We start from the raw sequence: 19,899 nt of genomic DNA, 5'->3' as shown, positions 1-19,899 counted from the left end.
GGAGACAGACATGCGCGGCATGCTGCTCTCCCTCGCACTGCTGGCCGTGGCCACTGCAGCGCCCGCCCAGGAAGAAAAGGAGCGGGCCTATATGCCATCCATGGGTATGGGCGACTTCAACATACCCGTGACGAGCCTGAAGAAGCAACGCCAGGCACGCACGCTCATCCAGAAGTACGACTTCAGTTGCGGCTCGGCCGCGGTCGCCACGCTGCTCACGCACCACTTCAACTACCCGGTCACCGAGCAGCAGGTGTTCGTCTGGATGTACGAGAACGGCGATCAGGCCAAGATCCAGCAGGAAGGCTTCTCGCTGCTCGACATGAAGCGCTACCTGAAGACGCTGGGCTTCGAGGCCGACGGCTTCGAGCAACCGCTCGAAAAGCTCGCGCAGGCGCGTGTGCCGGCCATCGTGCTGATCAATTCCGACGGCTATCACCACTTTGTCGTGGTGAAGGGACTGCAGCCGGGCCGCGTACTCATCGGCGATCCGGCGCAGGGCACGCGCGCCATGTCGCGCAAGGAGTTCGACGAAAAATGGCAGAACGGCCTGCTCTTCGTGATCCACAACCGGATGGACATCGCACGCTTCAACGTCGCCGCCGACTGGCGCGTCGCGCCGCATAGTCCGCTTGCCCAGGGCATCTCGCGCGAGGGCATGGACATGCTCACGCTGCCCAAGCTGGGACCGGGAGACTTCTGATGGCCGCCCGCCGCTTCCCCTTTATCCATCTCGTCATCGGGCTTTATGCGCTGTTGGTGGGAAGCGTGCTGTCGCCAGCGCGAGCGGACGACCCGGAATCCGAGCAGCCGCAACGAACGGAAGAAGTCTGGATCGCGGCGAGCAACCATGACCTCGACGGAATGCGCGGCGGATTCGATCCGGCTGGCACCGGGCTGATGGTGAGCTTCGGCATCACGCGCGCGGTCTACATCAACGGCGACCTCGTGACGCAGACGACGCTCGACTTCGGCCGCATCTCCGACCTGACGCCGGTGCAGGCAGCGCAGCTCGACAAGCAGCTCGCGAGCATGAATCTCGTCCAGAACGGGCCCGGCAACACCGTTCAGGCGCAAGGCGGCGGTTCGAACTACGGCACCGTGATCCAGAACTCGCTGAACAACCAGACCATCGTCAATCAGACGATCATCAACGCGTCGAGCAACTCGGCGGGGATGGTCAGGAGCCTCAACATCCTCTCGACGATGAACGACAGCATTGCCGCGGCCATCGGTTCGCGGTGACGATCAGGCGCCGCCCGCTTCCAGCGCCACACAGAGCGCGTGCAGATTGGGCACGATGAGTTGCGGGCGCGCTTCGTGTTCCCATGGGCGCTCGTCGCGGACCAACCATGCGGCCTGCATGCCGGCGCCGAGCGCACCGACCACGTCGAGCGCCGCATCGTCGCCGACATGCAGCACATCCTTGGGCAGCAGCCCGACTGATGCCGCCGCAGCCCGGAAGATCGGCGCATGCGGCTTGCCGCTGCCGAATTCGCGCGCGTTGAAGGCAGTGCGGAACCAGCGTCCGACGCCCGTGCGGTTGACGTCGGCATTGCCGTTGGAAACCGCCACCAGCGGGTAGCGCTCGCTGAGCCACTTGAGCGCTGGGAGCACATCGTCGTAGAGCTCCACACGCTGGCGCTCCGCGAAGAAGACGTCGAAGGCGGGATCGGCGAGCGCAGGGTCTTCGCCAGAGCGCCTCAATGCGGCGCGGATCGATTCGCGGCGCAGCGCGCTCAGGTCATGCGCGAGATCGGAGCGCTCCTTCTCGGTGGCTTCGCGCAACTCGCGCAGCACACCGGGCGTGACCAGCAGATTCGCAGTCTTCGGTGCCTCGCGCACCAGCCATGCATGCAGGACGCGCTCGGCGCGCTCGATGGTGGGCCAGATCGGCCAGAGGGTGTCGTCCAGATCGAGCGAGATCGCGGCGATGCGCTTCACGTCGAGGGTCAATGAATCAGGGGTCGCGAGAGCCATGGCCGAGAATATCGCATGCCTTTCCGACAAGAACCGCCCGCTGCCGACATGGCCCCAGGGCGCACCGCCGTGCTCTGGTGCAACCTGGGCTCGCCCGATGAACCGACGGCGAAGGCCGTCCGGCCCTACCTCGCCGAATTCCTCTCCGATCCGCGCGTGGTCGAGATTCCGAAGGCGGCGTGGATGCCGATCCTGCACGGCATCATCCTGCGAACCCGGCCCGCGAAGTCAGCCGCCAAGTACGCGAGCATCTGGATGCCCGAGGGTTCACCGCTCAAGGTGTGGACGCAGAAGCAGGCCACCCTGCTGCGGGGTTGGCTAGGCGAACGCGGCCATCGCCTGACCGTCCGCGACGCGATGCGATACGGCCAGCCCTCCATCGCGAGCCGGCTCGACGAGCTCAAGGCGGAAGGCGTCACGCGTGTGCTGGTGCTACAGGCCTATCCGCAGTACTCCGCAACCACAACGGCCAGCGTGATCGACGAGGTCAACGCCTGGAGCGCACGCGTGCGCCGCGTGCCGGAATTCCGCTTCGTCAACGACTACCACGACGACACGGGCTACATCGATGCGCTCGCGCGCAGCGTCGTGCGGCACTGGCAGCAGAACGGCAGGCCCGATCAACTCGTCATGAGCTTCCATGGCATTCCGGCACGCAACATCCGGCTGGGCGACCCGTACCACGCGCAATGCGTGGTCACCGCGCGCCTGCTGGCAGAACGCCTGCAACTCACGCCCGACCAGTACCGCGTGACCTTCCAGTCACGCTTCGGCCGCGCGAAGTGGCTCGAGCCCTACACCGAGCCCACGCTGCGTGAACTCGGCGCCAAGGGCATCAAGCGCGTCGACGTGATGTGCCCCGGCTTCCCCGCCGACTGCCTCGAAACACTGGAGGAAATCGCGATGGAAGGCCGCGAGGCCTTCCTGCACGCGGGAGGCAAGGAGTTCACCTACATCCCCTGCCTCAACGACAGTCACGACTGGATCACCGCGCTCGCTGGCATCGCGGAGCGCCACCTCTCCGGCTGGCCGACCGACGCGCGGGCGAGAGCGCAATAGTCAGTAGCGCCCGAGGTAGTCGAGCTTGCCGAGCGGCACGCCGCTGTGCCGCAGGATGTCGTAGGCGGTCGTGATGTGGAAGAAGAAGTTCGGGAACGCGAACTGCAGCAGGTAGCGCTGCGCCGTGAACTTCAGCTCGTTGCCGCGGACCTTCATGATCACCTCGCGATCCTCGTGGTCGTCGATCAATGCGCGGTCCACGGTGCCCAGGTAGTCGATGGTCTTCGCGACGCGCGCCTGCAGTTCCTCATAGGTCGCCTCGGTATCGGGAAAGCTCGGCCCGGTGACGCCTGCAATACGCGCGACACCGAACTTCGATGCATCGCTCGCGCTCTGGATTTGCCCCGCAAGCGTGAACATGTCCGGCGCCAGGCGCGCGTTGACGAGTTGCGAAGGATCGATGCCCGCTTCCTTCGCATGCGCGAGGCCTTTGTCGAGGATGTATGAAAGCTGGCCCAGTCCGCGGGTGAACACCGGGACGGAAATGTCGTAGAACGAGAGCGCCATGAATTGACTCCGTGTTGTAGTGGCCGCCCGATTGTGCGACCGCCACGGATCAGGCGCCGGCCCTGCGCACAAAGGCCTCGATGGGGTCCAGCTGCTCCGGCACGTTCAACGCGGGCGCGTGTCCGCAGCCGGGCACTTCGATGATCTGCAGGCGCCGCTTGTCGCCGGGACCGCGGCGGCGCATTTCATCCAGCGTGTCGCGCAGCACGAGGTCGGAGTCCACGCCGCGAAGGCACAGCACCGGCGCCTCGATCGCGTCGTAGTGCGACCACAGCACATAGTCCTCGGGGTGCGAGATGAACTGGCGCACCATCATCGGGTCGTAGTGCGGCGTCACGCGGCCATCGGGCAGGCGTCGGGTGGACGTCTCGGTCAGCCGCCGCCACTGTGCATCGCTCAGCCAGCCATAGGGCTTGTAGACGGTGCGGAAGAAGGCTTCGAGCTCGACAACCGTATCGAAGGCCGGCGGCTGGCCCGCGTAGGCACGGATGCGCGCGACGGCTTCCGACGCAAGCTGAGGTGCGTTGTCGTTCAACACCAGGCTCGCGATGCGCTGCTTCATCGCTGGTTCGACCAGCCCGCCGGCGCAGACCATTCCGATGGCGCCGCCCATCGACGTGCCGACCCAATGCACGCGCGTCAGATTCAGTTCGTCGCACAAGGCCGATGCGAGCCTGGCGTAGAACGACAGCTTGTATTCGTCATCGGGCGCCCTGCTCCACTGGCTCAGGCCGCGGCCGATGGTGTCGGGGCAGATCACGCGGAAGCCGCGCTCCGCGAAGTGGGCAGCCAGCTCGTCCATGTCGCGGCAGGTGCGCGCAAGGCCATGCCAGGCGATGACGACGGGATCGCCGACGCGGCCCCAATCCGTCCAGTGGATCTCGTAGCCCGCGAGCTGCGCGTAGTTGGAAGTCGGTGTGTTCATTTCAATCGCCTTCGTGTTCATTTGCGCAGCCGGCCGACGATGCCCGTTGGGAAGTAGTAAACGGAGAGCACAAAGAGCACCCCAAGCCATAGCAACCAGCGATCCGGCGACAGGAGCGCCGACAGCCACGAGACACCACTCACGGCTTCGCTGCCGAGGCGCAACAGGTCTTGCAGATAGCTCTGCGCGATCACGAAGATCACGCTGCCGATCACCGCGCCGTAGATGGTGCCCATGCCGCCGATGACCACGATCAGCAGCACGTCGATCATGATTTCGAAGCTCAGCGAGGTATCCGGCCCGTTGTAGCGAAGCCAGATCGCGAGCATGGCGCCAGCCAACGTCGCGAACAGTGCCGAGAGCACCGACGCGGTCGTGCGATACACCACCACGCGATAGCCGATCGCCTCCGCACGAAACTCGTTTTCGCGAATGGCCTGCAGCACGCGGCCGAACGGCGAGTTCACGATGCGCAGCAATGCCAGCACCAGCACCACCGCGAGCACGAAGAGCATGTAGTAGCAAAGGAGCCGGCCGTCGAGTGAGACGCCGAAAAATGGCTCCTCCGCGAACTCGAAGCTCGGCGAGATCAGCTCGGGCAGCTTGAAGGTCAGGCCATCCTCGCCGCCGGTGAAATCAGACAGCTGAGACGCCAGCGTCTGAAAGGCCGACGCCACCGCGAGCGTGATCATCGCGAAAAAGATCGCGCGCACCCGCAGCGAGAACAGGCCAATCGCCAGCGACAGCACCAGCGAGATCACGAGCGCCGCACCCAGGCCGAGCAGCAAGGCGCCCCACCCCGAACCGAGGCGCGTTGCCGAGATCGCGATGCCATACGCGCCGATGCCGAAGAACATCGTCTGCGCGAAGCTCACGATGCCCGTGTAGCCCAGCAGAAGGTCGAAGCTCGCGACCAGCACGATGAAGACCAGCACCTTGGCCGCCACGCTGAGCGCCTTGACACCCGGGAAGATGAACGGCGCGAAGGCCAGTCCCAGCACGACTGCGAGCAGCAGCACCGCGAGCACGCGGTTGCGCGGCATGTCGTTGGAAAGAAGACGGGAAATCATGGTCGTCGTCCTTTCAACGATTCGCGACGGGATAGACGCCCTGCGGACGCCACAGCAGCACGGCGACCATCAGGAAGATGCTCGCGAACTGCGTGAGCGTCGGCATCAGGAAGCCGGTGTAGTTGTTCATCAGGCCCACCAGCAGTGCGCCGATCAGCGCGCCCGTGGTCGAGCCGAGCCCGCCGATGATGATCACGATGAAGATCAGGACGTTGACCTGCGCGCCCATCTGCGGAATGAGGTTCTGCTGGAACAGCCCCCACATCACGCCACCGAGGCCCGCCAGCGCGCTGCCCACCACGAACACGCCAATGAACAGCCGGCCGATGCGGTAGCCAAGCGACTCGACCATCTCGCGGTCCTGCACGCCGGCGCGGATCAAGAGGCCGATCTTGGTCCGCCCCAGCGTCCATGCGAGCAGGCCAAAGACGAAGATGCCGACGATCACCGCGAGGATGCGGTACTTGCTGATTGCTGCATCGCCGATGAGCAACGAGCCGCGCAATGCATCAGGCAGCGGCAAAGGGATCTGCCCCGGGCCCCAGATCACCTTGATCAGCTCCTCGCCGATGATCATCCCGCCCATCGTGATGAGGATCTGCTTCAGGTGCTGGCCGTACACCGGCCGCACGATGAAGCGTTCGAACGCCAGGCCGACGGCGCCCGCGACCAGCATGGCGACGAGCATTGCCGGGAAGACGGCCACGAGGTTGCGCCACAGTTCCTGCGAGCCAGTCCAGTCGCTCATGCTGCCGAGCACTGTGCTCGCAACGAAAGCGCCGAGTGCGATGAACACACCGTGACCGAAGTTGAGAACGTCCATCAGCCCGAAGACCAGCGTGAGGCCCGAGGCGATGATGAAGATGATCATCCCCATCGCAAGGCCCGCGACGGTGAGCGTGAGCCAGGTGGATACGGAGCCCGTCAAGGGCAATGCGATCAACGCGAGCACCGGCACGAGCGCCAGCGGTTTCCAGTCGAATTCTTTGTTCATAGTGCGAGCCCCAGCAGGGATTGCTGCAAGGCTTCATCCGCGGAGAACGCGGCCATGCTGCCGCTGTGCACCACGACGCCGTTGTCCATCACGGCGACCGTGTCGCCCAGCCGTTGCGCGAAGTTGATGTTCTGTTCGACGAGCAGGATCGTCACACCGCTTTTCTTCAGCTCGCTGAAGGCGTCGATCATGTTGTTGATGATCGCGGGCGCGAGGCCCTTGCTGGGCTCGTCGACGATCAGCAGCTCGCGCGGCTCGACGATCGCGCGCGACACCGCGAGCATCTGCTTCTGCCCACCTGACAGCTTGCCCGCCGGGTGGTTCCAGAACTTCTCGACCGCGGGGAAGAGCTTGAAGATCCACTTCAGACGCGTGTCGTCCATCTGGTCGGCGTTCTTCGCCGCGCGTGCGGCCAGCAGCATGTTCTCCTTGACCGTGAGGTCCGAGAAGATGCCCATGTTCTCGGGCACGTAGGCGATGCCGAGCTCGGCGATCTGCGGCGTGCGCATCGCGGTGATGTCGGTATTGCCGAAGCGCACGCTGCCTTGCGATGCGTGCCACAGGCCCATGATGGTTCGCAGCGTGGTCGTCTTGCCGGCGCCATTACGACCGAGCAGCATCGTGAGCTGGCCCTTCGGCACTGCGAGATTGACGCCGTGAAGGATGTGATACGCACCGATGTGCGTGTGCACGCCACTCAGTTCAAGCAGGTTCGTGGTCATGCGGCCTCCTTCGCGACGCCGAGATAGGCCTCCTGCACCACCGGCGAGGCAATCACCTCTGACGGTTCGCCGTCGGCCACGAGCTGGCCGTTGTGCAGCACGATGATGCGGTCCGCGAGTTCACGCACCACATCCATCTTGTGCTCGACCAGCAGGATGGTCTTGGTCTTGTCCTTCTTCAGCGCGCGGATCAGGTCGAGGATCACTGGCGCCTCGGCCGCATTCATGCCGGCGGTCGGTTCGTCGAACATGAACACCTTCGGCTCGAGCGCCATCAGCAGCGCAACTTCGAGCTTGCGCTGGTCGCCGTGCGGAAGGCTCGCGACGGTCGCGTGCTCCTTGGCCTTGAGCGCCACGTCGGTGAGGATCTGGTCGGCTCGCTCTGTCAGCGCGCGGTGGTCGCTCCAGATGCTCCAGAGATTGAGACCGCGGCGGTGCGCGCCCTCGCGCGTGGCCTGCACCGCGAGACGCACGTTCTCCAACACGGTGAGATTGGGAAAGAGGTTGGTGAGCTGGAACGCGCGCCCCAGCCCCGCCCGCGTGCGCGCCGAGGCCGGCAGGCCCGAGAGCAATTGCCTGTCGAGCGTCACCGTGCCCTCGGTCGCCTTGAGCTGGCCCGAGATGAGATTGAAGTAAGTGGTCTTGCCGGCGCCATTGGGGCCGACGATGGCGGTCAACGTGCCAGGCGCAAAAGCGCAACTGACAGCATTCACCGCCACGTGGCCGCCGAAGCGGATGGTCAGGTTTCGGGTCTCAAGCATCGATCGAAGAAAGAAGCCGCCTCGCGGCGGCGCGGTTTGAAATCAGCAGGTGCCAATCACGTAGTAGTTGGTTCCGGTCTGCTTCAGGGTCGTGGTGACGAAGGTGTTCCACAGGCCCATGTTCTGGTTGGAACCCTTGGCGTAGGTGTAGCCGCCGGTCTGCGTGGCGCGGCCTGCGGTGGTGTGGGCGTAGTTGCTCGCGGTGTAGCAGACCGGCGTGGTGCCACCGCCGCTGGCGGCGAGCGTGGTGCCAGTGGCGGCGGTGGACATCGCGCCTTCGACGTTGCTGGGGTCGACCGCGGTCACGCTCCAGCTGTAGGTCGTCGACGCGGCGAGCCCGGTGTCCGTGTAGGTCGTGCCGGTGACCGCCGACGCATTGACCTTGCTGCCGCTGCGGTAGACGTTGTAGCTCGCTGCGCCCGAGACCGCGTTCCAGCCGATCACCATGCTGCTGCTCGTGGCGCCGGACGTACCGACGCCCGTGGGCGCAGCGAGCGTCGATCCGCCACCGCTACCACCGCCGGTCGACCCGCTCGTCACGCGATCCACCATGGCCTTGATCGCGGCCATCTGCGGGCCGGACTTCTTCGCGTAGTTCGCGTTGTCGTAACCCCACCAGTCGAAGCAACTGTTGGTCGCCGCCGTGCTGGTCTGCGGGTAGATCAGGATGATGCTGTTGGTGTCGGCCCAGCGGTTGTAGCCCGTGTTGCGCACGTACTTGTCGCCGATGTCGGTGTAGTTCTGCTTGCAGCCGTGAAGCACCACGTGCACGCGGCACGACGTGCTGCTGCAGCTTTGCGGCACATAGATCCAGCCAGTCGCAGCCATGCCGTGGCCGCTCACGAACTCGGCCTGGTTGAACTCGGTGAAGGTACCCGAGAGCGTTCCGTTGTTGCGTGCGCTCAGCGTGCCGTAGAGGTACTGGAGGATGTCACCCGCCAGGTCGAACCCGCAGTTGTTGATGTAGGGCGAAGCCGTCGTGCTGCAACTGCTGCCGTAGTCGTCGGTGATCATCGCGTGGCCGGAGCCGATGTTGTTCTTGTAGAAGGTGTTGGCCGTCGGGACGAAGCTCTGGTAGTAAGTCTTGAGGTCGTTCATCACGGCCTGGACCACTGTGTTGTCCGAAGTGCCGGAGTAGAGATACACCTTCGAGTTCGCGAGGTTCGACACCGGATCGATGGTGCCGGCCGAGGCCCAGCTGTTGGTCGTGCTGACCAACGTGGACACCGGGATGCTGGTGTAGTGAGTCATGCAGCGGCCGGTCGCATTGACGATCGATCCTTCCGCACAGTAGTAGGGCCCACCCGCCACGACGCCCGCCCCACGCTTGAAGGTCGCCGAATAGGCAACGTGCAATTGCACGGCCATGAACCCGCCCGCCGACAGGCCGGACACGCTGACCTCCGCGGCATTGGCCCCCAGCGCTGGCAACGGCACCGCAGCCGTGGCCGCGTGGCCCGCCAGCGCGGCGAAGGCCGCGACCATGCTCATCTTCATCGTCATCCAGTTGCGCTTCATGGTTGTCTCCATTGGTTTTTCGAGGTGCACTGAACCGTCCCCCTCTTGCGAGGGGGACAGATGGGGAAAGCGTTCTTTTAGGGAGAAGGCCTCTGGCAGAGGCCGATGCGCGGCTTAGCGCTTGTTCCGGATTGGGATATCCATTTCCTCGGGCTTGATCTCATGGACCAGCTCAGGCACACCCCACGCAAAAGCCGGGTCCACCTTGATCTTGAAGTGGTACATGCTCTGCATCGCCTGATGGTCTTCCTTGCGGAAAGTCATCTTGCCCTTCGGCGTATCGAAGCTCATGCCTTCCATCGTCGAGATGAGCTTGTTGGTGTTGGTGTCGCCGCCCGTCTTCTTCAGCGCAGTCACCAGTGCCATTGCGGCCGAGAAGCCGCCCGCCGTGAAGAAGTCCGGCGGCGTCTTGAACTCCTTGTAGTGCATCGAGACCATCGCCTCGTTCACCGGGTTCTTCGGGATGCCGAAGTAGTAGTAGGCCGCGCCTTCCATGCCCGGCAGCGCCTTGTAGGCCGCCATCGCCGGCAGGATGTTGCCGCCGGTCGCGATCTCGATGTTGTAGCGCTTCAGGTCGAGGTCGACGATCTTGAACGGGTTACCCGCGCCCGCCCACACGATCCAGATGATCTTGCGGCCCGGCTGGTCCTTGAGCTTGTCGATCAGGCGCTGCGCACCGGCCGTGAAGTCGGTCGTGGCGGCCGGCAGATATTCCTCGTGAACCAGCTTGGCCTTCTTGAGCGCGTCCTTGAATGCCTTCACGCCATCGCGGCCAAAGGCGTTGTCCTGTGCGAGCGTGGCGACCGTGACGCCGGCCTTGTCGACCGCGACCGCGTTGGAAATCGCATCCTGCGAGCTGTTGCGGCCGGTGCGGAAGATGTACTTGTTCCACTTGTCGCCGGTGATCGAATCGGCCACGGCCGGCTCGACCAGCAGGATCTTCTTGTATTCCTCCGCGACCGGCAGCATCGCGAGCGCGACGCCCGAAGAGGTCGGGCCGACCGCGATCGCCGCCTTGTCGTCAGCGTAGGCCGCCGCCAGCAGCGACTTGCCCAGGTCCGGCTTGCCCTGGTCGTCCTTCTCGATCACGACGAGCTTCTTGCCGTTGACCATCATGGTCCCGCCCGTGGCGTAGTCCAGGCCCATCATCAGGCCGGTCTGCGTCTGCTTGCCATAGGCTTCGAGCGGCCCGGTCTTGCTGTAGATGTGGGCGATGCGGATCTCGTTGGACTGCGCCCAGGCCGGTGCGGTGAAGGCAGCAATTCCGGCGGTGGCCATGGCGGCCAGAGCGACGAGGTGGCGACGGTACATTCTTTGTCTCCTGAAAATGGTGACTGAATATTGCACAGTTCATGCCAAGTCCCATTACCTTGAAAACAAAGGACTTTCCCGTACCTCTACCCGCTAAACGCTTGAAATCAAGACAACCAGAGTGTCTTTGTTTCAGGCAATTGACTGTTCTTCAGTCAGGGTTTTCCAGACGTTCATAGAGCGTTGCGCGCGAGATACCGAGCAGACGCGAGGTCGCGAGCTTGTTCCCGCCGGTCTCGGTCATTGCGGCCGCGATCGCCTTGCGCTCCAGTTCCGCGACTTGCTGCGCGAGTGGCCGAAGAAGCAACGCGCGCTCTTCCGCCTCCGTGGCGGGTTCCGCCTGCATTCGCGTCGGCGGCGCGATGTTCTCCTGGCCCGCCTCGCGCAGGATGCGCTCGAGTTGCGCCGCGTCGATGCGCTGCGAATCGCTGCGCATGGTCACCTGCTCCAGCACGTTGCGCAGCTCGCGGATGTTGCCGCGCCAGTGCTGCGCGGCCAGCAAGGCGAGCGCTTCGGGCGTCAGTTCGGGGGGCGCCTCGCCACTGCGCAACGCCATGTCTTCGCCCAGCGCTTCCACCAATGCGGGGATGTCGCCGCGACGCTCTCTCAGCGGCGGCACGCGTACCGGCAGCACGTTGAGGCGGTAGTAAAGGTCTTCGCGAAAGCGCCCTTCCCGCACCAGCGCGGCCAGATCGCGCGAAGTGGCAGCGATCACGCGGGCGTCGAAAGGCACCAGCTTGTTCGATCCCAGCGGTTCGATCTCGCCCTCTTGCAGCGCGCGCAGCAACTTGGCCTGCAGGCCCAGCGGCATGTCTCCGATTTCATCGAGGAACAGCGTGCCGCCGTCCGCCAGCTTGAACTTGCCTTCGCGCGCCTTGCGGTCCGCGCCGGTGAACGCACCGGGTGCGACGCCGAAGAACTCGGCTTCGAGCAGCGTGTCGGGCACGGCAGCGATGTTCACGCTGACGAAAAGCCCCTTCGCCCGCGCCGACGCTGCGTGGATCGCATGTGCGAGCAGTTCCTTGCCCGTGCCGGTTTCACCCAGCAGCAGCACCGGGCTCGACGACTGCGCCGCGCGCCGCGCATGGCGTTTGACCTCCACCGCAGCCGGACTGCTGCCGATGAAGCTCGCGAAGGTGTACTTGGACCGCCGCTGGCCGTCCGCCGACTGCTGATAAAGCGGGTTGTTGCGCTGGCTCGCCAACTCGCGCCGCGCATCGTCAAGGTCGCGCTGGAGCAAGGCGAATTTGCTGATCAGCGGCTGCAGCGTCGTCTCCGGATGGTCGAAGAGCACGATCCCGATCGCGCCAATCACGTCACCAAGCACCGCGTCCTCGCCTTCCTCGCGCAGCGGAATCCGGCTGACTACGAACGTCCCGGCCTTGTTCGTCAGCAGATCGATCAGGATCGGCTCGCCGGTTTCGAGCACGCGGCGCATCTGGGTGTTGGGGATGACGTCCTCGACCATGTGACCAAGGAACTGGTCGATCGACGAGAAGCCCAGCGCCGGCAGGAATCGCCGATACCCCTCGTTGACCCACACGATCCGCCCGGTGCGATCGACCAGGAACATGCCCTGGCTGATGCTCGAGAACAGGTGGAACATCGACCGCGCCGCAAGCGCGAGGATGCTGTCGGCGTCGAGCGGAAGAGCGGGTGGGGCAGCGGTGGTGGGTGGCATGGGCGGGATCGTAGCGCGGAGGCGCCTAGCGATTCACCGCTCGATCTGACCGGCGTTCACCCACAACGCGGCTGCCTGGGTCCTCTTTGGTGGTTGCTCCACACCGTTTGCTGAGCGGCGAGGAAAGCCTTCATCGGCCCACTCCCGCCGGCGTAGATGAGCAAGGGCACCGGCGCAACGGCCCGGCTGTACTTCAGGAACGTCTCCTCGTCGAATGGGGCTTCCACAGCCAGCACGACGTTGACGAGCCTTTCACCACGCTGTTTGCGCTGCCGCTCGACGGCACTTCGGACCGATGAGGGCGTCACCGACGCGATCGGCTGCACACGCGGCAGCACTTCGGCCAAGACCGAGCCCTTGGCAACAAGGACGATGCTCTCCGGGAACTGGCTCTGGGCCCACGCTTGCGACGCGTCAATATGGGCGAGTTCGGCGGCGGATGGCGGGCGTTGTCCATTGACGGGCAGCCCCTGCGCCAGATAGGCGGTCATGCCCCCCGCCATCACTTGCACAGATCGAAACCCCCTGGAACGCAGCTCGCTGCACACCTCATAGAGCCTGCGATCCGCCTTGCCGTCGCCGACAAGAAGGATCGCCTTGTTCCGCAAGTGCCCTCGCGTGCGCAGGCTCGCCGCGTCGAGGCGCATCGCGTTGGAAATGTGGAACTGCGAGAACTCCGCCTCGTTCCCCGCGTCGATCACCGCGGGCTCTTTCTTTTGCAGGAAGTCCGCAATCTCCGAAACGCGCAGCACGCAGGCAGCCTGTACGCGCCGTGCCGCGATTGCCTTGCCGGGCTCCTCAAGATCGGGGAGGCGATCGTTCTTGCACATCGAGCCGACGCGTGGCATGTCGCGCAGGACCGAAGGCAGTTCAAGAACCCCTTGCGCGTCGGCAGCGCCGGTCAGGGTCGTCACCAGAAAGAGAAAGGCCGCGCGGAGAAAGACTGAATGATGCATCGCGATGCGCTCACTGACGTTGGGATATGGGAGGCTGTGTCGACGCCAACTGACCGGCAGGACCGAACACCCAACTTGCGTAGCTCCGCGCACCGTTGAAAGCGTGATCCTCCCCCTCGAACCCGGCCAACTTGATCGGGACCTTGGTCGAAAGGGAATGGATGCCGACAATCCGGCCGGAGACCTTGACGAGCCCCCACTCGGCCTTTCCGGTCATGGGATCCACGAAGATCTTCCGCAGGTGGCGCCTGATACCGGGAAATCGGTCATCCTTCAGCAGATCCTCGAGGGTTGCCGGATAGGACAGAGGATCGCTCCTGAAGCTGCCTTGGGGCGCCGTGCCGGGCACAACCACGTTTCCGCCCGCCGCCGGTGGCGCAGAAACCCCCGTCCCGGCGGACGTGCCGGAGCCCGCTGGAGGGCCCAAAGCGGGCATACGCGCCTGGTGATAGCTGGCCAGCGCCGTCCTGAACTGTCCGCCAATCGCAAGCAGCTCCCTTTCCTTGTCTCGCCGGATGGCGGTGGTCTGAAGCTCAGCGGCAACGGTCAAGCCCACGCCCATGAGCGCGACGAGCAGCAGCACCCAGATGTAGGTGAAGCCGAGTTGCATACGACCGTTCATGCGGCACGGCGCCGGGGTATCAGTAGCTCTCATAGGGAAGGCCGCCCCTCGTGAGGCCCGATGCACCACTCTTGATGTCGGCGATTCCCGTTTCCTCGGCGTCCTGCGGCGGAATAAGAATCCATGTGGAGGACGATTCGGTGATGGGGTCCAGTGGCACCGCATGCAGATAGTGATCCTCGACGAGATCGTCCAGCGACTTGGGCCAATGCCCTTTGTCCGCACGGAACTTGTCGAGCGTGAGGCGAACCACGCGCAGGTTTTCGCGCAAAGCCTGTTCCTTGGACTTGTCGATCGACCCAAAGTAGCGTGGCGCCGCGATCGTGAGCAGCACGGCGATGACAGAAAGCACCACCAGCAATTCGATCAGGGTGAATCCGCGCCCACCTCGCGGCGCGGGCTTGATCGTTCCCATCGAGTTCACCATTTCGAGTATTCGACCCCGTTGAGTCCGACCTTCTTCGAGAGCGAGTACACATCGAAGACGTCGTCGCCCTCGGCAGGCGCATCGGGCGGCGAGGCATAACTTCTCAGCCCCCACGTCTGTGCCGCCGGCACGCGCGCATCGGCGAATGTCGGATCGCGCGGCAGCGCACGCAAGAAGTAGAGCATCTGCTGATTGGGACTGCGCCGGTCGGAGACGCCCTGCCACAGCTCGTCGAGCTTTTTCGGAAAGCCACTCTCGCCCAGCTTCACCTCGACGCGCCCCTGGTCGGACGCCCGCTTGTAGGCATCGAGCGCATCGCGAATCTGCGCGAGCGCCAGTCGCAGCTCCTGCTCCTTGTGCCGTTGCGCCACGATCTGCACGAGTGGCACAGCGACCGTGGCAAGAACCGCCATGATCGCGAGCGTGACGATCAGTTCCACGAAGGTGAAGCCCCGTTGCCGACGGACAGGACGTCGTTCAGGGAACAATTTTGAAGACCTGTTCGATTGGCACGGGGATCGCCGAGGAAGCAGCCGGTTCCGGCGTCGCTGACAGCAGCTTGAGGCGAGCGTCATGGGTCGCCTTGACAGCCTTGAATGTCAACGTGGTCACGCTCCCTGTGCCGTTGATGCCCGCCTCTCCACCGGCCGGGTTCTCACGCAGGGCCGAGATGAACACCTTGCCTTGCACGCCATCGACCCGATGCTTGAAGTTGCTCTTGCCACCGGCTTGCTTGAAGAAGTCGCCCTCCTGCGCACTCATGACCTGCATCACCTGAGGGTCGAAGCTGACCAAAAGCGGCAGACCCCGCAGCGTCTGCTGGCTATTGACACGCAGAACCGCGCTGAACTGCTCTCCCACCTTGACTTGTTTTGGCGCTTGCCAACTGAGGCTCACCGGGCCGCCCGCCGGAGTCGCTGCATCGACCTTCGATGCCGACTGGGCATTCACCGGCGCCACCGCGCTCGCCGCCGAAGGGACGGCAGACGCACTCGGATCGGCAGCGGGCGCAGCAGGAGGCTTTGTGGTTGCGGCCGACGCTGGCGGCCCTTGTGTCTGTGGTGAGGCTGGCTCACGGCTGCCCAACTGCAAAGGCCGCGCGCCGATGTTTGATTCGGTGCCCGACTCGAACTCGGCAGACTGCAGATCGGGACGTCGGATCGAACGCACCACACGGGGCGTGATGGACAGAAGAATCTCGCTGCGCGTGGTGTCGTCCTTCTGACTGCCGAACAGGCGGCCGGCTACCGGCAGTTCGCCGAGGCCGGGCACCTTGTTTCCAGACGATCGGTCTTCGTCGCTGATCAGCCCCGCAAGGATCTGGGTTTCACCATCCTTGAGTCGCAGCACGGTGCTCGCGCCGCGCGTGCCGATCTGATAGGCCAACGAACCCGACTTGCTGAATACCTCGCGCACGAGGCTCGAAACTTCCAGGTTGACCTTGATGGCCACCTCCTCATCGAGGTAGATGTTCGGTTCTACTTCGAGCTTGAGGCCGACGTCCACATAGTTGATCGACTCCGAAACGAACCCCGTCACGTTCGACGTGGTGGTGATCACGGGCACCCGGTCGCCGATCAGGATCTTCGCCTTCTCGCGGTTGCGCACGCGGATACGGGGATTCGCGAGGATGCTCACGTCGCCGTCCTCTTTGCGCGCATTGATAGTCACCGACCCAATGCCGACCTGGATGTTGTCGCGATTCAGATTGGACAAGTCACTCAGCACCAGCGGCACGCCATCAGCCAGCAGCGGCGAGAGCGACATCTGGTTCGGCCAGTTGATGCCCAGCTCCAGCAGGCGGGAGCGCTTCATCTCCACCACTTCGACCTCGAGCATCACTTCCGGATCGGTCAGATCCTGCAGCGCGACAATGCGCTCGGCCATGCGGATGGCATCCGGCGTATCGCGCATGATGATGAGCCCGAGCCGCTCGTCGATCACGACATCTTTCGTCTTGACGATGGTCTTGATGGTGTTGGAGACCGCCTTCACATCCGCGTTGGCAAGATAGAAGGTCCGCACTGTGAGCGTCTGATAGTCCTTGAGCTTCTGCGCCGTGTTCGGATAAATCAGGATCGAGTTCTCGTTCAGAACCTTCTGTTCGAGCTGGTTGGTCACCATCAGCAGCCGCACCGCATCCTCGATGGTGGTGTTGCGAGCCATGATGTTCGCCTTCAGATCTGGGCGAATGTCCTTGTCGAAGAAGAAGTTGAGGCCGGACACCTTGGAGATCACGTCGAAGACCGTACGCAACGGCGCATCTCGAAACTCCAGCGTGATGGTCTTGCGAAAGTTCTCTGCCAGCCGGCTCTCGGGCTTCGATTGCTTGTTTTGCGCTTCGTCAATCCGCTCTTTCAGGTTGAGCGCCTCGCGCTGTCGCGGGTTCTCGATGAGGACCGGACGCAGCATCTCGATCGCCGCTGTCAGATCCTCCGGCTTGCCTCTCTTCAACAGCTCTTCACCTTCCGCGACAACCAGCCGATGCTTGCGCTCGACCACGAGCGCCTGCAGTCCCTGCTGTGCCATAGGGTTGTCGCTGTCCAGCGCCATGGCCTGTCGGTACCATTTTTCGGCCTCCGTCAGCCGGCCTTCACGGCGATGCGCCTCGGCAGCCCGCAGATAGCGGTTGACCAGGCTCGTGCGCGTGGTCGACAGCGCCATCCGGTACTCGGCGTTCTTCGGGTCGAGCTTGACTGCTTCTTCCAGCTTCGCGAGGCCCTCCGTCGGCTTGTTGTCGGCCAGAAGCCGGTTGGCATCCCGGTAGGCGATCTGGCTGGCGCAACCGGCCAGCAACGCAAATGCCAAGAGGCTCGCTACGATCGTCGTCCAGCGACGCGGGTGGGCAAAAGGGGTCATTTCTTTCTTCATCGAGTCGCCGTCCAAGGCAAGCTCTTTTGTTGTCCGAGCGGTAGATATGTCAGTACGACCTGACCCGCTTCGATGGCATCGACGCGCCACTCGGCGTTGATTTTTTCGCCCGGCCACAGCACCACGCTGTCGCCATTGAAAGTGCCGAACATGGCGATGCGCCCGTTTTCCTGGTAGCGGCCGATGAGCTGCAACGGCACAGACGGCACCTGCGGCGGCTCAGCCTCAGAGGACGCATCCGGTAGCGGCGCCGGCCTGCCTTCCGATGCGGGCGCATCCCAGCTTCGAACCGCGAAAAGACTGGAGTCGTTCTCGCCGACCGGGTCGCGCGGGCGCAGTGCCAGCACGTCAGATGCAGCAGGCCTTGTCCCAGGCCGAGCCACTGCGACGTTCGCCGAAGGGGACGCCTGCACCACCTCGTCCGCCTCCGGCGGCGCAAAGTAGACAGCAAGCAGCGTGGCGATGAATGCCATCGCCAATACAGAATGGCGACGCGTCATGGTGACGTGCTCGCGACGTCAAGCGACTTCGTCTCGGGAAGCCCGGTGACCAGCGTCCACTGCACCACCGCCTCGACCTGTTCGGATTGAATCCGGTCCCGCTTGAATTGCACCGATTCAAAAACCAGGCTGCGCTGGTCCGCCAGCGCGCGTTCAATGAAGCGCTGCAGCGAGGGCGCCCTGCCCTTGACGGGCATCGTCATCCTGTATCGCATGAACCGGCCGATCTCATCCGCCTGTGCCCGGTACTCCCCGCGCGAGAGGACCAACTGCTCTTCGATCGCGAGTTCGAGCAAATGGCTGACGACATCTGGAATGCCGTCATGCGCGGGCAGCACGCCCTCGAACTTCTCGAGGTTCGTGAGCGCATGTGCCGTTGTCCGCGCGACTTCAGCAACCGGCTGCGTCGCGAGCAACCCTCGCGCGTCGCTCAACGCATGTCTGGCATGGGCCAGTCTCGCGATGACGATGACGGCCAAGAAGAGCCCAACCAGGATCAGCAGGCCATCCAGCCCCAACCGCCGATAGAGCCGCCGCGTGCCTCGGCGGCATTGCCATCCGATGTCCGGAATGAAGAAACGAGGGCTACCGTTCAGTCGTTCCATGCGACCTCCACGGTAAATCGATAGGCGGCTTGCCCTTCCGAATTGGGTGACCGACTCTCGGGAACCTCATGCCGGATCAGATAGGCGCGCGTAAGCGGCTTCCGGTCCGAGAGGAACGTGACATAGCGCGTCATGTCGATGCTGTTCGGCGCTTCGGCGTGGACCTTGAGCGTGGGCCGGGCCGTGGCTCCGGTGGAGGACCCTGCCACGAGTTCCAGCCCAAGGAGCGCGACCCGCTGGTCCTTGGGCGCCTGCAGTGCACGCAGCAAGCGCGGCAACGGCGTATTGAGCGCCGAAATCACGCCGTTGATCGCCACGATCCGCTTTGCCTGTTCAGGCGTGGGCGGCGGCTTGACGGGCACCGAAGCGGCTTGTCGTTGAGCCGTGATTCGATCTTGGACGGACTGCAGCCGCTGTTCCGTCCTCCAGAGAGCGGTGAACAGCAAGCCGACGCTGGCGATCGTTCCCAACAGGAGCCCGAGTTTTGCGGCAGACGGTCGCGCCGCGCGTGTGACTGCATCCAGCGCACCCGTCGAATGCGCGCTGTGCACACCGCGTTGCGAAAGCCACCAGGCAAATGGTCCGGTGGGCCCGGAGACACGCTCACCAGCCGCCAGATCGATAACGACATATTCGACCTTGCCCTCCATCGAGGACGATGGCGCGGGCTGCCAGCCTAGCCGCTGCACGATGGCGTCGATGGCCGCCGCCGTGAGAGCGGGCCGCTGAGAACTGTCGACCCGGATCGACCGGACCATCACCTCGTCGATGTACTCCGAAGCCTGCTGGCCGCGCAGCAGCACCGTTGTTCGCAGCGCTTCTTCACCAGGCTCGACGATGGCGATCAAGCGTTCTGAAGTCGGCAACTTCGATACGCTGCGGCCACGCCATGCCAACGCCGACAGAGTGATGACCGACGACGGCGACGTCGATAGCGCCGCAGCCAATCGCTCGATGAACTCCATCAGCGCGAGCGGGTAACACACGGCAAGCCGTGGCTGTCTGAGCGGCGCATCATCCAGACGGATCAGATCAGAGCCCGACACGTCATGACCCGCCTCCGCAAACTGCGCACGCCCTGCCGCGAGCGCGGTTGAATGCCTATATTGCGATCCGTCCCAAGGAATCGTTGCACCAGGAGCCCATTGATCGGAGACCAGCACACGCAGACATGCGCGGCCCAGCGCTGGCTCCGCCTTGCATCGCGCGAGCAGCTCGTCCATCAGCGCATCGCTTTCGAGCGGCAATGCATGGGCCGCGATGGGAGCATCAGCGGTCGCGCCTCCCCAAGGCGCATCGATCAGCAACTGGGGCGAAGCTGCGCGCGTCTTGGCCCAAGCCGCCTGGAACCTGTGCGCGCCCAGATAGAGATAGAAGTGAGGCTTCGACA

21 protein-coding genes are annotated in these 19,899 nt (G+C 64.1%); 3 read left to right on the top strand and 18 right to left on the bottom strand.

The genetic code is table 11. The features are described from left to right. The first annotated feature begins 10 nt into the window (after nt 1-10). Nucleotides 11-703, top strand: coding sequence for a C39 family peptidase (locus FHW64_RS02160; protein ID WP_184522646.1), 693 nt, complete (start codon nt 11-13; stop codon nt 701-703). After that, on the top strand, nt 703-1,245 hold the full coding sequence (locus tag FHW64_RS02155) for a hypothetical protein (RefSeq protein ID WP_184522644.1): 543 nt from the start codon (nt 703-705) through the stop codon (nt 1,243-1,245). The genes FHW64_RS02160 and FHW64_RS02155 overlap by 1 nt, the downstream gene beginning before the upstream one ends. Nucleotides 1,246-1,248: 3 nt before the next feature. On the opposite strand, the gene FHW64_RS02150 is transcribed toward FHW64_RS02155, so the two are convergent. Continuing rightward, nucleotides 1,249-1,980 (bottom strand): HAD family hydrolase, encoded by a 732-nt coding sequence (locus tag FHW64_RS02150; protein WP_184522642.1) that lies wholly within the window; start codon nt 1,978-1,980, stop codon nt 1,249-1,251. Between the two features lie 15 nt (nt 1,981-1,995). Here FHW64_RS02150 and hemH point away from each other — a divergent pair, with 15 nt between their 5' ends. Continuing rightward, nucleotides 1,996-3,039, top strand: a complete 1,044-nt coding sequence (gene hemH, locus FHW64_RS02145; RefSeq protein WP_184522640.1) for a ferrochelatase — start codon at nt 1,996-1,998, stop codon at nt 3,037-3,039. Here the strand turns inward: hemH and FHW64_RS02140 are convergent, their stop codons facing one another. The 17 genes from FHW64_RS02140 to FHW64_RS02060 all read right to left on the bottom strand — a co-directional run bounded on the left by FHW64_RS02140 (nt 3,040) and on the right by FHW64_RS02060 (nt 19,732). Further along, on the bottom strand, nt 3,040-3,546 hold the full coding sequence (locus tag FHW64_RS02140; protein WP_184522639.1) for a DUF1993 family protein: 507 nt from the start codon (nt 3,544-3,546) through the stop codon (nt 3,040-3,042). Nucleotides 3,547-3,595: 49 nt separating this feature from the next. Next, complete coding sequence (locus FHW64_RS02135) at nt 3,596-4,471, bottom strand: alpha/beta fold hydrolase (protein WP_184522637.1); 876 nt, start codon at nt 4,469-4,471, stop codon at nt 3,596-3,598. A 17-nt stretch (nt 4,472-4,488) separates the two neighbouring features. Further along, nucleotides 4,489-5,541, bottom strand: coding sequence for a branched-chain amino acid ABC transporter permease (locus FHW64_RS02130; RefSeq protein WP_184522635.1), 1,053 nt, complete (start codon nt 5,539-5,541; stop codon nt 4,489-4,491). Nucleotides 5,542-5,554: 13 nt separating this feature from the next. After that, complete coding sequence (locus FHW64_RS02125; protein WP_184522633.1) at nt 5,555-6,535, bottom strand: branched-chain amino acid ABC transporter permease; 981 nt, start codon at nt 6,533-6,535, stop codon at nt 5,555-5,557. After that, the gene (locus FHW64_RS02120) at nt 6,532-7,257 is read right to left on the bottom strand and encodes an ABC transporter ATP-binding protein (RefSeq protein WP_184522631.1); all 726 of its coding nucleotides are present in this window, start codon (nt 7,255-7,257) and stop codon (nt 6,532-6,534) included. The genes FHW64_RS02125 and FHW64_RS02120 overlap by 4 nt, the downstream gene beginning before the upstream one ends. Next, nucleotides 7,254-8,018: an ABC transporter ATP-binding protein gene (locus tag FHW64_RS02115; protein WP_184522630.1), complete on the bottom strand. Its 765-nt coding sequence runs from the start codon at nt 8,016-8,018 to the stop codon at nt 7,254-7,256. The genes FHW64_RS02120 and FHW64_RS02115 overlap by 4 nt, the downstream gene beginning before the upstream one ends. 42 nt (nt 8,019-8,060) lie before the next feature. After that, a complete protein-coding gene (locus tag FHW64_RS02110) occupies nt 8,061-9,536 on the bottom strand; it encodes a PHB depolymerase family esterase (protein ID WP_409350589.1) in 1,476 nt (491 codons plus the stop codon). Between the two features lie 114 nt (nt 9,537-9,650). Beyond that, nucleotides 9,651-10,847 carry a substrate-binding domain-containing protein gene (locus FHW64_RS02105; protein WP_184522628.1) on the bottom strand — a complete coding sequence of 399 codons (1,197 nt, stop codon included), beginning with the start codon at nt 10,845-10,847 and terminating at the stop codon, nt 9,651-9,653. A gap of 151 nt (nt 10,848-10,998) precedes the next feature. Beyond that, nucleotides 10,999-12,528, bottom strand: a complete 1,530-nt coding sequence (locus tag FHW64_RS02100) for a sigma-54-dependent Fis family transcriptional regulator (protein WP_184522626.1) — start codon at nt 12,526-12,528, stop codon at nt 10,999-11,001. Between the two features lie 56 nt (nt 12,529-12,584). Further along, on the bottom strand, nt 12,585-13,577 hold the full coding sequence (locus FHW64_RS02095) for a rhodanese-like domain-containing protein (RefSeq protein ID WP_184522624.1): 993 nt from the start codon (nt 13,575-13,577) through the stop codon (nt 12,585-12,587). After that, a complete protein-coding gene (locus tag FHW64_RS02090; RefSeq protein WP_184522622.1) occupies nt 13,495-14,094 on the bottom strand; it encodes a type II secretion system protein in 600 nt (199 codons plus the stop codon). The genes FHW64_RS02095 and FHW64_RS02090 overlap by 83 nt, the downstream gene beginning before the upstream one ends. Before the next feature lie 31 nt (nt 14,095-14,125). Continuing rightward, the gene (locus FHW64_RS02085; protein ID WP_184522620.1) at nt 14,126-14,521 is read right to left on the bottom strand and encodes a type II secretion system protein; all 396 of its coding nucleotides are present in this window, start codon (nt 14,519-14,521) and stop codon (nt 14,126-14,128) included. Nucleotides 14,522-14,526: 5 nt separating this feature from the next. Beyond that, a complete protein-coding gene (locus FHW64_RS02080; protein ID WP_409350588.1) occupies nt 14,527-14,973 on the bottom strand; it encodes a type II secretion system protein in 447 nt (148 codons plus the stop codon). A gap of 37 nt (nt 14,974-15,010) precedes the next feature. After that, nucleotides 15,011-17,392: a secretin N-terminal domain-containing protein gene (locus FHW64_RS02075; protein WP_184522617.1), complete on the bottom strand. Its 2,382-nt coding sequence runs from the start codon at nt 17,390-17,392 to the stop codon at nt 15,011-15,013. 8 nt (nt 17,393-17,400) lie between these two features. Continuing rightward, a complete protein-coding gene (locus FHW64_RS02070) occupies nt 17,401-17,904 on the bottom strand; it encodes a hypothetical protein (RefSeq protein WP_184522614.1) in 504 nt (167 codons plus the stop codon). Then, nucleotides 17,901-18,509 (bottom strand): hypothetical protein, encoded by a 609-nt coding sequence (locus FHW64_RS02065; protein ID WP_184522613.1) that lies wholly within the window; start codon nt 18,507-18,509, stop codon nt 17,901-17,903. The genes FHW64_RS02070 and FHW64_RS02065 overlap by 4 nt, the downstream gene beginning before the upstream one ends. Beyond that, nucleotides 18,497-19,732, bottom strand: coding sequence for a hypothetical protein (locus FHW64_RS02060; RefSeq protein ID WP_184522610.1), 1,236 nt, complete (start codon nt 19,730-19,732; stop codon nt 18,497-18,499). Before FHW64_RS02060 ends, FHW64_RS02065 begins: the two co-directional genes overlap by 13 nt. Nucleotides 19,733-19,899: the final 167 nt, after the last annotated feature.

This window comes from Variovorax sp. Sphag1AA (assembly GCF_014192575.1).
Taxonomy (GTDB): Bacteria; Pseudomonadota; Gammaproteobacteria; order Burkholderiales; family Burkholderiaceae_C; genus Variovorax.
Note: the sequence above shows the minus strand (reverse complement) of the source record. Positions and strands in the feature narration are given on the sequence as shown.

What these genes read in the sequence shown, in the direction of transcription:
- FHW64_RS02160 (WP_184522646.1), top strand. Translation starts at nt 11, where the DNA reads ATGCGCGGCATGCTGCTCTCCCTCGCACTGCTGGCCGTGGCCACTGCA.
- FHW64_RS02155 (WP_184522644.1), top strand. Translation starts at nt 703, where the DNA reads ATGGCCGCCCGCCGCTTCCCCTTTATCCATCTCGTCATCGGGCTTTAT.
- FHW64_RS02150 (WP_184522642.1), bottom strand. Translation starts at nt 1,980, where the DNA reads ATGGCTCTCGCGACCCCTGATTCATTGACCCTCGACGTGAAGCGCATC.
- hemH (WP_184522640.1), top strand. Translation starts at nt 1,996, where the DNA reads ATGCCTTTCCGACAAGAACCGCCCGCTGCCGACATGGCCCCAGGGCGC.
- FHW64_RS02140 (WP_184522639.1), bottom strand. Translation starts at nt 3,546, where the DNA reads ATGGCGCTCTCGTTCTACGACATTTCCGTCCCGGTGTTCACCCGCGGA.
- FHW64_RS02135 (WP_184522637.1), bottom strand. Translation starts at nt 4,471, where the DNA reads ATGAACACACCGACTTCCAACTACGCGCAGCTCGCGGGCTACGAGATC.
- FHW64_RS02130 (WP_184522635.1), bottom strand. Translation starts at nt 5,541, where the DNA reads ATGATTTCCCGTCTTCTTTCCAACGACATGCCGCGCAACCGCGTGCTC.
- FHW64_RS02125 (WP_184522633.1), bottom strand. Translation starts at nt 6,535, where the DNA reads ATGAACAAAGAATTCGACTGGAAACCGCTGGCGCTCGTGCCGGTGCTC.
- FHW64_RS02120 (WP_184522631.1), bottom strand. Translation starts at nt 7,257, where the DNA reads ATGACCACGAACCTGCTTGAACTGAGTGGCGTGCACACGCACATCGGT.
- FHW64_RS02115 (WP_184522630.1), bottom strand. Translation starts at nt 8,018, where the DNA reads ATGCTTGAGACCCGAAACCTGACCATCCGCTTCGGCGGCCACGTGGCG.
- FHW64_RS02110 (WP_409350589.1), bottom strand. Translation starts at nt 9,536, where the DNA reads ATGAAGCGCAACTGGATGACGATGAAGATGAGCATGGTCGCGGCCTTC.
- FHW64_RS02105 (WP_184522628.1), bottom strand. Translation starts at nt 10,847, where the DNA reads ATGTACCGTCGCCACCTCGTCGCTCTGGCCGCCATGGCCACCGCCGGA.
- FHW64_RS02100 (WP_184522626.1), bottom strand. Translation starts at nt 12,528, where the DNA reads ATGCCACCCACCACCGCTGCCCCACCCGCTCTTCCGCTCGACGCCGAC.
- FHW64_RS02090 (WP_184522622.1), bottom strand. Translation starts at nt 14,094, where the DNA reads ATGCAACTCGGCTTCACCTACATCTGGGTGCTGCTGCTCGTCGCGCTC.
- FHW64_RS02085 (WP_184522620.1), bottom strand. Translation starts at nt 14,521, where the DNA reads ATGGGAACGATCAAGCCCGCGCCGCGAGGTGGGCGCGGATTCACCCTG.
- FHW64_RS02075 (WP_184522617.1), bottom strand. Translation starts at nt 17,392, where the DNA reads ATGACCCCTTTTGCCCACCCGCGTCGCTGGACGACGATCGTAGCGAGC.
- FHW64_RS02070 (WP_184522614.1), bottom strand. Translation starts at nt 17,904, where the DNA reads ATGACGCGTCGCCATTCTGTATTGGCGATGGCATTCATCGCCACGCTG.
- FHW64_RS02065 (WP_184522613.1), bottom strand. Translation starts at nt 18,509, where the DNA reads ATGGAACGACTGAACGGTAGCCCTCGTTTCTTCATTCCGGACATCGGA.
- FHW64_RS02060 (WP_184522610.1), bottom strand. Translation starts at nt 19,732, where the DNA reads ATGGACGAGCTGCTCGCGCGATGCAAGGCGGAGCCAGCGCTGGGCCGC.